Origin of the sequence: Rectinema subterraneum, assembly GCA_009768935.1 — a bacterium.
Classification (GTDB): Bacteria; Spirochaetota; Spirochaetia; order Treponematales; family Rectinemataceae; genus Rectinema; species Rectinema subterraneum.
Window position 1 is genome coordinate 1 of record WESA01000049.1, and the last position, 9,525, is coordinate 9,525.

At 51.5% G+C, this 9,525-nt stretch carries 11 protein-coding genes; 8 read left to right on the forward strand and 3 right to left on the reverse strand.

Annotated elements, in window-relative coordinates; all coding sequences use genetic code 11:
* Both GAP13_RS10795 and GAP13_RS10800 read right to left on the reverse strand, forming a co-directional pair.
* Nucleotides 1–401: ABC transporter permease subunit (locus tag GAP13_RS10795; RefSeq protein WP_442792389.1), on the reverse strand; the 401-nt coding region annotated here is incomplete at its 3' end.
* Nucleotides 402–404: 3 nt separating this feature from the next.
* Entirely contained in the window at nucleotides 405–1,388 is a 984-nt protein-coding gene (locus GAP13_RS10800; RefSeq protein WP_158908331.1) for an ABC transporter substrate-binding protein, read from the reverse strand.
* A 246-nt stretch (nucleotides 1,389–1,634) separates the two neighbouring features.
* On the opposite strand from GAP13_RS10800, the gene GAP13_RS10805 reads away from it, so the two are divergent.
* The 6 genes from GAP13_RS10805 to GAP13_RS10830 all read left to right on the forward strand — a co-directional run bounded on the left by GAP13_RS10805 (nucleotide 1,635) and on the right by GAP13_RS10830 (nucleotide 7,270).
* Nucleotides 1,635–2,759, forward strand: a complete 1,125-nt coding sequence (locus GAP13_RS10805) for a branched-chain amino acid ABC transporter substrate-binding protein (protein WP_158908332.1) — start codon at nucleotides 1,635–1,637, stop codon at nucleotides 2,757–2,759.
* 88 nt (nucleotides 2,760–2,847) lie between these two features.
* Nucleotides 2,848–3,750: a branched-chain amino acid ABC transporter permease gene (locus GAP13_RS10810; RefSeq protein WP_158908333.1), complete on the forward strand. Its 903-nt coding sequence runs from the start codon at nucleotides 2,848–2,850 to the stop codon at nucleotides 3,748–3,750.
* 3 nt (nucleotides 3,751–3,753) lie between these two features.
* Nucleotides 3,754–5,025: an ABC transporter permease subunit gene (locus tag GAP13_RS10815; RefSeq protein WP_158908334.1), complete on the forward strand. Its 1,272-nt coding sequence runs from the start codon at nucleotides 3,754–3,756 to the stop codon at nucleotides 5,023–5,025.
* The gene (locus GAP13_RS10820) at nucleotides 5,022–5,822 is read left to right on the forward strand and encodes an ABC transporter ATP-binding protein (RefSeq protein WP_158908335.1); all 801 of its coding nucleotides are present in this window, start codon (nucleotides 5,022–5,024) and stop codon (nucleotides 5,820–5,822) included. The genes GAP13_RS10815 and GAP13_RS10820 overlap by 4 nt, the downstream gene beginning before the upstream one ends.
* A 1-nt stretch (nucleotide 5,823) precedes the next feature.
* A complete protein-coding gene (locus GAP13_RS10825; protein WP_442792388.1) occupies nucleotides 5,824–6,537 on the forward strand; it encodes an ABC transporter ATP-binding protein in 714 nt (237 codons plus the stop codon).
* An 88-nt stretch (nucleotides 6,538–6,625) separates the two neighbouring features.
* Nucleotides 6,626–7,270 (forward strand): CBS and ACT domain-containing protein, encoded by a 645-nt coding sequence (locus GAP13_RS10830; protein ID WP_158908336.1) that lies wholly within the window; start codon nucleotides 6,626–6,628, stop codon nucleotides 7,268–7,270.
* A 27-nt stretch (nucleotides 7,271–7,297) separates the two neighbouring features.
* Here the strand turns inward: GAP13_RS10830 and GAP13_RS10835 are convergent, their stop codons facing one another.
* Nucleotides 7,298–7,744, reverse strand: a complete 447-nt coding sequence (locus tag GAP13_RS10835) for a recombinase family protein (protein ID WP_158908337.1) — start codon at nucleotides 7,742–7,744, stop codon at nucleotides 7,298–7,300.
* 84 nt (nucleotides 7,745–7,828) lie between these two features.
* Between GAP13_RS10835 and GAP13_RS10840 the strand changes: the two genes are divergently transcribed.
* Complete coding sequence (locus GAP13_RS10840; protein WP_158908338.1) at nucleotides 7,829–8,230, forward strand: ArsR/SmtB family transcription factor; 402 nt, start codon at nucleotides 7,829–7,831, stop codon at nucleotides 8,228–8,230.
* Between the two features lie 140 nt (nucleotides 8,231–8,370).
* Entirely contained in the window at nucleotides 8,371–9,429 is a 1,059-nt protein-coding gene (arsB, locus tag GAP13_RS10845; protein ID WP_158908339.1) for an ACR3 family arsenite efflux transporter, read from the forward strand.
* Nucleotides 9,430–9,525: the final 96 nt, after the last annotated feature.

The window sequence follows — 9,525 nt, forward strand, 5'->3', positions numbered from 1 at the left end:
AAGAATGATCTCGCCTGTGCAAGCATCGGGTTATTGGTGATAAGCGGCAGATTAGGCTTGCCGCCCAGAATCCGGAGATTGATTGAATAAAATCCGGTCATGGTGACGATACCGGCAAGAAGGGGCGGAACCTTGAGCCTATGATGCACCACCGCCGTAACAAAACCGGCAAGCCCCCCCGCGATAAAGCCGGCCAGCAACCCGGCAGGCACGGCCAGAGCATGCACAAGCGGCAGCGGCGAGGCGCTCGCTGCCTGCGCGACCACGGCCCCAGCCGCAGCTCCCGCCGGAAAGGACCCCTCTACCGTCAGGTCCGGAAAATCCAGAACCCGAAAGCTTACAAAGACTCCGAGCGCAAGAATGCTGTAGATGAGCCCTTCGACGAGTATGCCTTCAATCAGCGATTATTTCCGGGTTACCTGGCCATCGCTGATGATCACCTTTGCCTTGTCCACCAAAGCCTGGGGCACAGAAATGCCGATTTTCTTTGCTGTATCGAGATTGAGCACGAAACTCATGTCCTCGCTGTCCTTCGGCAAGAGTGCCGGGATGTTAGCTGTTTTCTCTCCGTTCAAGACGCGCACCACAATTTTGCCAGTCGCAACACCCATTCGGTAATAGTCGTAGCCAAGCGCGGCGAGCACCGGAATCGTTTCAGCCGAGGACGGGTCGGCAGTCACTACCGGAATTTTCTTTTCCAGCGCGACTTCCGCAATACCGCTCAGGGCTGAAAACACCGTATTGTCGTTGCCGAGGTACAGGCCATCAATCCGGTTCGCAATCGAAAGAATCGCCTGCCTCGCCTCGGATGAATTCGTGATGGTTGACTCGACATATTCAAGGCCATTCTCCTGACAGTATTGCTTGACAATCGCGGCGATCGCCACCGAATTCGCCTCGCCTGACGAATAGATATTTCCAACTCGCTTTACATCTTTAAGCGAACGCAAGAGATCGAGCTGCTCGCGCACAGGGGTCATGTCGGAAGTGCCAGTGATGTTCGCGCCACCTTTGTCCCAGCTCGATACAAGCCCCGCTGAAACCGGATCGGTGACCGCGGAATAGATAACAGGCCTGTCTTTTATCTGATTCGCCAGCGCCTGCGCTGTCGGAGTTGCGATGCCCACCGCAAGCGCGACTTTTTCCTGTTTGAAGCGCTGCGCAATCTGGGCAGCGGTGTTCATATCCGCATTCGCGTTTTGCAGATCGATTTTATAATCGGATTTGGATTTCGAAAGCTCATCGACAATCCCTTTCTCGATCGCATCGAGCGCAGGGTGAGAAACAAACTTGGCAACTCCGATTACCTTTGCATTCTTTGGAGCGCACGAAAGCAGTACCATACCGATGATGGCAAGAGCGACAAAGAACATCCTTGTGCGGCGCATACAACCTCCTCATGTTTGTGGACAGGCTCGAATACAACGGCTCTGTTTGATTTTGTTACTATTTGTAGTAACGCTGCAATTATTCTAGCTGGATCACCCAATTTGGTCAATATGCAAAATGCAAAAATACAATACTTTTCATAGAAACGCCTTGACATGCCTTTGGAGTCCATATATCCTTCGCAGAAATTAGCTTCATTCATTATTTATACGCATGCTCTGTATATGCGGAAGGAGGAATACTAGATGAAGCGTACGTACATGCTGCTTGCGGTGTTTGCCCTGGCAGGATTAATGGTGTTCTCGGGTGCTCAAAATGCATTTGCAGCCCCGACAATCAAAATCGGCGTCGCTGGCGCACATACCGGAGACTTGGCATCCTACGGTCTGCCGAGCGTCAACGCGGCAAAGCTTGTTGTCAAGAATATCAATGACAAGGGCGGTATCAATGGCCAGAAGGTAGAGCTCGTCATCGAAGACGATCAGTGCAAACCCGAGCTGGCTACCAATGCGGCAGCAAAGCTGGTCAGCGCCAAAGTAGTTGCGGTCATCGGGCATATTTGCTCGGGAGCGACAAAAGCAGCCCTGGGAATTTACAAAGATTCCAAAATTGTCACCATTTCGCCTTCTGCAACCAATCCGCCGCTTACCCAGAGCGGTGAGTATCCGAACTTCTTCCGAACCATCGCACCGGATGATGCACAGGCGAAACTTGCGGCTACCTTCCTTGCCAAAACGCTCAAACTGAAAAAGATCGCTGTCCTCCATGACAAGGGCGACTACGGAAAAGGTTTTGCTGAGCTCGTTAAGCAATATGCTGAAGAATATGGCGTTCAGGTACCGCTCTTTGAAGGTATCAACCCTGGTGCCCCGGATTATTCCGCAGTAGTCAACAAAATCAGCAATGCAAAAGTAGATGGCGTCGTGTGGGGCGGCTATCACCCCGAAGCTTCCAAGCTGGTGCAGCAGATGAAAGACAAGGGAATGAATATCCCCTTCATCTCCGATGACGGCGTAAAAGACAACACCTTCATCGAGGTTGCGGGCAAATACGCCGAAGGCGTCTATGCTACCGGCCCAACCGACACCTCCACCAATGCGCTCGCTATCAAGGCAATCGAAGAACACAAGAAAACATTCGGAACCGAGCCCGGTGCATTCTTCCTCAATGCCTATGCTGCCACCCAGGCACTTCTCAATGCGATTGAAAAAGCTGGATCAACCGATTACAACAAGATCGTAGCCGCGCTCAAATCCAACTATGTCGATACGCCACTTGGGCACATCAGTTTCGATCAGAAAGGTGATATCATCGGATTTGGCTTCTCCGTATATCAGGTCAAGAACGGCGTGTTCGTAGAACTGAAGTAAGCCTTTTTTCTGCGAGCCTCTTTGAAGCCGTTCTGGCATACAAGTCGGAACGGCTTCTTTTTCGAATTTACTTCCCAAGGATCAGCACATGGAGTATTTTTTAAAGCTTTTTTTGAGCGGAACGGCAAAAGGCAGCATTTATGCGCTTATCGCCCTTGGATATACCATGGTCTACGGTATTATTCAGCTGATCAACTTTGCGCATGGCGAAATCTACATGATCGGCGGCTTTACTGCGCTTATTCTGGGCGGCTTTTTCTTTTCCAATAGCATGCCGGTATGGCTCGTTCTGCTTTTTTCGGTGCTGCTTTCCATTATCTACGCGTCGGCATTTGGGTACACAATCGAAAAGATCGCCTACCGGCCACTTCGGGGCAAACCCCGGCTTTCAGCGCTCATCAGCGCAATCGGCGTTTCGATTGTGCTGCAAAATTTTGTACTGCTCGCGCAGACAGAAAAATTCATGCCTTTCCCGTCATATCTTCCGGAATTCTCGTGGCTCCAGCCATATAAAGAATACATTAATTCCACGCAACTGATCATTCTGGGCGTCACCGCCATTATCATGGTTTTTCTTACGCTGCTCATCAAATTCACCAGAATAGGCAAGGCCATGCGGGCAACCGCGCAGGACATGCACATGGCCCAGCTTGTCGGCGTCGATGTCAATCAGGTTATTTCGGTTACTTTTATCATCGGTTCGAGTCTGGCTGCGATTGGCGGCGTTCTGATCTGCTCATACATGGGGCAAATCAACTATTACATAGGATTTGTAGCAGGTATCAAAGCATTTGTGGCCGCGGTGCTGGGGGGCATCGGGAGCATCCCGGGCGCGGTGCTCGGTAGCTTTATCTTGGGATGGACGGAAAGTCTTGGTACTGGCTACATTTCCAGCGATTATGAAGATGCTTTTGCCTTTGTCATTCTTATTGTGATTCTCCTCATCAAGCCCGATGGCATTCTCGGCAGAACCCAGAGACAGAAGGTGTAGCCTATGAAATCACGTTCACTTTTGGCAGATATCGGAAAATCTTTCCTCATCGCAATCTGGTTCATGGTTCTTCTTTTCCCGCTTATGGTGATGAAGGTGAATGTCTCGAAAGGTGTAGCGCAAGTCCAGTTCCGCTGGAATATGTTGCCGCTCGTCGGAATTGCTGCTTTCGTGCTCTCTTTATTGTGGCGCTTTGCGCTGGAATGGAACGAGAAGCGCGGCAATGACAGTCGTGCTGGGGGGCCTCTGGCTAAGCTCAAGGCGCTCACTTCGCAGTATCTCGGCATTGCAGTGGTGCGCAAGGGAGCGCTCTTTATCCTGCTTGCTTTTGCACTAGCCTATCCCTTCCTCTTCGGAATGTACCACACCAACGTCATGATTACGGCATTCATTTATATAATTCTCGCGCTGGGCCTGAATATTGTTGTCGGGCTCGGCGGCCTTCTGAATCTTGGATATGCAGCATTTTTCGGCGTTGGAGCGTATACCTACGGGCTCCTATGGAAATATGTCGGCCATTCTTTTATCGCTGCAGGCATCGATCCGGGTTGGCTGTTCTGGATTTCACTGCCGCTGGCGGGCATTATCGCAACGCTATTCGGCATTCTTCTTAGCTTGCCGGTCTTGAGGCTTCGCGGCGATTATCTTGCCATCATTACCCTCGCATTCGGCGAAATATTCCGCATGGTCATGCAGAATTCCGGAGATATCACTGGGGGAGCGACGGGGATCAGCCTGATTCCGCGCCCTTGGCTATTCAATATAAAGCTTACGCCGCAAAAAGCGGCGACGTATATTTACTTCATCGCCATTGTGCTGGTCTTGATTACTATTTTCGTTGTGCGACGAATCGAGGACTCGAAGGTAGGACGCGCGCTGGAAGCCATGCGCGAAGATGAAATTGCATGCCAGGCGATGGGTATCAATCTTGTAAGGAACAAGTTGATCACCTTCGCGCTTGGGGCATTCTGGGCGGGCATCGCCGGGGTGGTTATGGCCGCGCAGACGACATACATCAACCCCGACAGCTTTACCCTCTGGGAATCGATTATCATCCTTATGGCGGTGGTCATAGGAGGCACGGGTTCTATTCCAGGTGCCATCGGCGGCGCAATCCTTCTCAAGCTTCTGCCTGAGTATTTCCGCGCCCTTGCGCAGTATCGAATGCTCATTTACGGCATTGCAATGATTCTGGTCATCATATTCAAACCTGATGGCCTGATTCCCCGCAAAAGAAAGCAGTATACCTTCAAAGAAAAGGAACTCGCCAAATGAGTACTCAACAACTGCAATCAAAACAATCGATACTGGAAATCGAAAATCTTTCGATGGCGTTCGGAGGCTTGCGCGCAATCGATGGCGTCTCCATGCACATCGACGAAGGAGAAATCGCCGCGCTCATCGGGCCGAACGGCGCAGGGAAAACCACAATTTTCAACTGCATCACCGGCGTCTACAAGCCGACCGAGGGAACTGTATCCATACGCAACAAAAACGGTCAGATCGAGCACATCCATGGGCTCAAGCCTGATATCATCAACCATAAAGGCCTTGCGCGCACATTCCAGAACATTCGTCTCTTTAACAACATGACCGTGCTGGAAAATGTCATGATAGGCCGGCACAATTCCCTCAAAGCAGGCATCTTTAAAGCGATTGTGCGCGATTCTTCCACAAAAGAAGAAGAACAGCGCGTCATCGAAGAAAGCTACCTCATCCTCAAGAAGCTCAAGCTCGACATGTATATCAACGAAACCGCAGGCAATCTGCCATATGGAGAACAGCGCCGCCTCGAAATTGCTCGAGCCCTCGCAACAGACCCCTTCCTGCTCCTCCTTGACGAGCCGGTCGCAGGAATGAATGCCCAGGAAACCAAAGAACTCGAAGAGACGATCAACATTATCCGCGACCAGGAGCACATCACAATTTTGCTCATCGAGCATGACATGAGCCTTGTGATGAACGTGAGCGAGCGCATCTATGTCCTCGATTACGGACGCCTCATCGCCGAAGGCACGCCGCACGAGATCAAGCGAAACCCCGATGTCATCAAGGCATATTTAGGAGAATAACATGGCACTGCTGGAACTGAAGAATGTGAGCACTTTCTACGGCAACATCCATGCCTTGAAAAGCATATCGATCTCTGTAGAGGAAGGCGAAATTGTCACCCTTATCGGCGCGAACGGCGCAGGCAAGACCACGACACTTATGAGTATCTGCGGCATTACACCTGTGCGCAGCGGAGAAATTCTGCTCAAGGGCCAGAACATCACCAAAGTGAGCCCGAACAAGATTGTGCAAATGGGCGTTTCGCAAGTGCCCGAAGGCCGCCGCATTTTTCCGCAGCTCACGGTATCGGAAAACCTCGACATGGGGGCCTTTCTTCGGCGCGACAAAGAAGGCATAAAACGGGACATGGAGGAGGTGTTTTCGATATTCCCGCGCCTGGCAGAAAGGCGCAATCAGCTTGGCGGCACCTTATCAGGCGGCGAACAGCAGATGCTCGCGATATCGCGCGCGCTTATGGCCAATCCGCATCTCCTTCTGCTCGACGAACCTTCTCTGGGCCTCGCACCCTTGATCGTGCAAAGCATTTTCGAAATCATCCAGAGAATCAACAAAGAGCGCAAAACAACGATCCTCCTCGTCGAGCAGAATGCCAATATGGCGCTCAAAATTGCGAGCAAGGGTTATGTGCTCCAGAACGGCGTCATTAAAATGGCCGACACCGCCGCGCATCTCCTCGAGAATGAAGAAGTGCGCAAGGCATATTTGGGATTGTAGGAAATCGGGAGTATATTATAGAGAGAAGGTCGCAATATGCGCGGCCGGAAATTGCGAGACTGAAAATCACGCCCAACGGAGGAAAGCCATGAAAGTCGGACAGCGCATGACCCGAAATCCCATTACCATTACCCCGGATGTCACGGTGCCAGAAGCACAGGCGATTATGCGCCGCGAAAAAATCAAGCGGCTTCCTGTGCTCGACAACAAGGGCAAGCTCGTTGGCATTGTCACTACGCTTGATCTTATCCATGCATCCCCCTCGCCGGCGACCTCGCTCGATATCTACGAGCTTCACTACCTGCTGTCGAAGCTCAAAGTCGAAAAAGTAATGACCCGGAATGTGATTACTGTCGATGAAGACCTCCCGATAGAAGAAGCTGCGAGAATTATGGCCGACAATGGTATTTCCGGCCTGCCGGTCATGCGCGGCAATGTCCTCATCGGCATTATCACCGAAACTGACCTTTTCAAGCTCTTTATCGAGCTTTTTGGCGCGCGCCACAAAGGTATCAGGCTCACGCTGCTTTTGCCCGAGAAAAAAGGCGAGCTCGCAAAAGTTTCCAATGCCATCACGAAGGCTGGCGGTAATATTGTTTCATTCGCAACATTCGAAGGCGAGGATCCCACCAATGCATACTGCGCGGTCAAAGTGACCGGCGTCGAGAAAGATGCGCTCATTCAAGCCCTCACTCCTGTCGTCGAGAAAGTGGTCGACGCGCGGGAGACTTGAAGCCGCGCACTTCATCGCCTTCGTACTTCAGCGCCGGCGTCGCCCTGATTTGCTTTCATGCCCGCGCCTCGTCTTGGCCGCTTCAATCGATTCCCTCTGCCACTCCTTGAGGATTGCGCGCTCGAATTCCGTAATGGCGCCAAGCGTGCGCAAGAAGACGCGCCCCGCCTCGCCGTCATCAGCGCTGGTATCGAGCACTTCCCTCAGGCTTACGAGCGCGGCGCCTCTTTTTATAATTTTTTCTATAATATAGAATAACTCAGTAGTCGTGCGCGCGAGCCTGTCCAGGGACGCGACAATGAGCATATCCCCGGCGCCCAGAGAGCCAAGCGCCTCTTTGAAAGCAGGGCGATCCGCATCGTTTGAAAGCACATTCTCGGTATAGATTTTTTCAGCGCCTGCGTCCTGCAGAGCTTTGACTTGGGGCGCGGCATCAGGCTCGAGAACCGAAGAGCGGGCATAGCCGATACGCATCAAACCCTCCTCTTATCTTGCATTCATGCCATCTGGCACATACAATCATTGTAGTACCGCGAAATTATAAAAGGAACAATCTGCATGGAACTGAGCGAACTATTCAAAGCCCTTTCAGATCCCACCCGGCTCTTGATACTCCGCCTCATGATCGAGGAGCAGCAGAGCCTCTGCGTGTGCGAGATCGTCACTATTCTCGGAATTCCGCAATATCAGGTTTCGCGCCATCTGAGCGTGCTCAAACAAGCAGACCTTGTGCAGTTTCAGAAAATTGGCACATGGGCCTACCACTACTTCAATGACAGTACCCCCATAAACCAGATGCTGGCTGAGCTCCTCAGAAAAGCCATGCCAGTCGAGAAATACCAGACCGAGTTCAACCGGCTCCATGACCGCCTCGCCCTTCGGTTCAACGGCAAATGCGTTGTGGGATTCGAAGAGGAAAAAGGCACAGCCGGAATCAAAAAGCCGGCTCGCAAATCTTGACTTTCTCGCAATATCTATATATGCTTATTAACGCATATATAGCATTCAACAGCGAGATGGTTTCAAGGCTTACATCGCCAGGAATGCGTAAATAACCTGTTTTCTGCGTCATTCTGAATAATTCTCAACAAGGAAAAAACATGGAAGGAGCAAAAAAACTGTCGTTTGTCGATCGTTACTTGACATTGTGGATTTTTCTGGCCATCGGAGCGGGCATTGCGATCGGTTACTTCTGGCCAGGATTTGGGCAATTCATCAGCGCCATGAGCATCGGGACGACCACAATCCCCATCGCTATCGGCCTCATTCTCATGATGTACCCTCCGCTTGCGAAGGTCAAATACGAGAAGATGGGACAAGTGTTCAAGAACAAGAAGCTGCTCGCGCTGGCGCTCATCCAGAACTGGCTGGTTGGCCCCCTGGTCATGTTCGGGCTCGCGGTCATTTTTTTGAGAGCGCACCCCGAATACATGATCGGCGTGATTCTGGTCGGGCTTGCCCGCTGTATCGCGATGGTCATTGTGTGGAATGACCTTGCGGGAGGCGACAGAGAACTCGGGGTCGGCCTCGTCGCGTTCAATGCGATCGCCCAGGTGCTTTTCTACGCAGTCTACATTTGGTTCTTCCTTACGGTGCTCCTCAACATGTTCGGGCTCGCGAACGGGATCCAGATCAACATTTCGATGTGGGAATCCGCAAAAACCGTCCTCATTTATCTGGGAATTCCGTTCTTCAGCGGCATGGGCACGCGCTATATCCTGCAGAAAATCAAAGGCAGCGAATGGTACGAAACAAAGTTCATACCCAAAATCAGCCCGCTCACCCTGATCGCTCTGCTCTTCACCATCGTCGTCATGTTCTCGCTCAAGGGCGAATTTATAGTCAAGCAGCCGCTGGATGTGCTCATCGTCGCTATTCCTCTCGTCCTCTACTTCGTGCTCATGTGGTTCGTGACCTTCTTCATCGGCAAAGCGATGGGCGCGAATTACCGACAGACGATCTCGCTGGCATTCACCGCAGGGAGCAACGATTTCGAGCTCGCCATCGCCGTGGCTATCGGCATCTTCGGAATCAGCTCGGGAGAGGCATTCGCAACCGTCATAGGTCCGCTCGTCGAAGTGCCTGTCATGATTCTGCTGGTCAATGCGGCGATAAAGATGAAAGGACTGTTCAGACAGAGGCCATCTTTCGAAGTCTGAAAATAGGAATAAGCAAAGCAGCAAACCTGCAAAGACCTATATATTGAGGACTCCTCGAACGCTTGCCCAATTTAATTAGTTTATATATATTATTTT

Bases quoted from the DNA above. Each gene is read 5' to 3' on its own strand.
- GAP13_RS10825 (WP_442792388.1), top strand. From the start codon at position 5,824: ATGGCACTGCTGGAACTGAAGAATGTGAGCACTTTCTACGGCAACATC.
- GAP13_RS10815 (WP_158908334.1), top strand. From the start codon at position 3,754: ATGAAATCACGTTCACTTTTGGCAGATATCGGAAAATCTTTCCTCATC.
- GAP13_RS10820 (WP_158908335.1), top strand. From the start codon at position 5,022: ATGAGTACTCAACAACTGCAATCAAAACAATCGATACTGGAAATCGAA.
- GAP13_RS10810 (WP_158908333.1), top strand. From the start codon at position 2,848: ATGGAGTATTTTTTAAAGCTTTTTTTGAGCGGAACGGCAAAAGGCAGC.
- GAP13_RS10840 (WP_158908338.1), top strand. From the start codon at position 7,829: ATGGAACTGAGCGAACTATTCAAAGCCCTTTCAGATCCCACCCGGCTC.
- GAP13_RS10800 (WP_158908331.1), bottom strand. From the start codon at position 1,388: ATGCGCCGCACAAGGATGTTCTTTGTCGCTCTTGCCATCATCGGTATG.
- GAP13_RS10835 (WP_158908337.1), bottom strand. From the start codon at position 7,744: ATGCGTATCGGCTATGCCCGCTCTTCGGTTCTCGAGCCTGATGCCGCG.
- GAP13_RS10830 (WP_158908336.1), top strand. From the start codon at position 6,626: ATGAAAGTCGGACAGCGCATGACCCGAAATCCCATTACCATTACCCCG.
- GAP13_RS10805 (WP_158908332.1), top strand. From the start codon at position 1,635: ATGAAGCGTACGTACATGCTGCTTGCGGTGTTTGCCCTGGCAGGATTA.
- arsB (WP_158908339.1), top strand. From the start codon at position 8,371: ATGGAAGGAGCAAAAAAACTGTCGTTTGTCGATCGTTACTTGACATTG.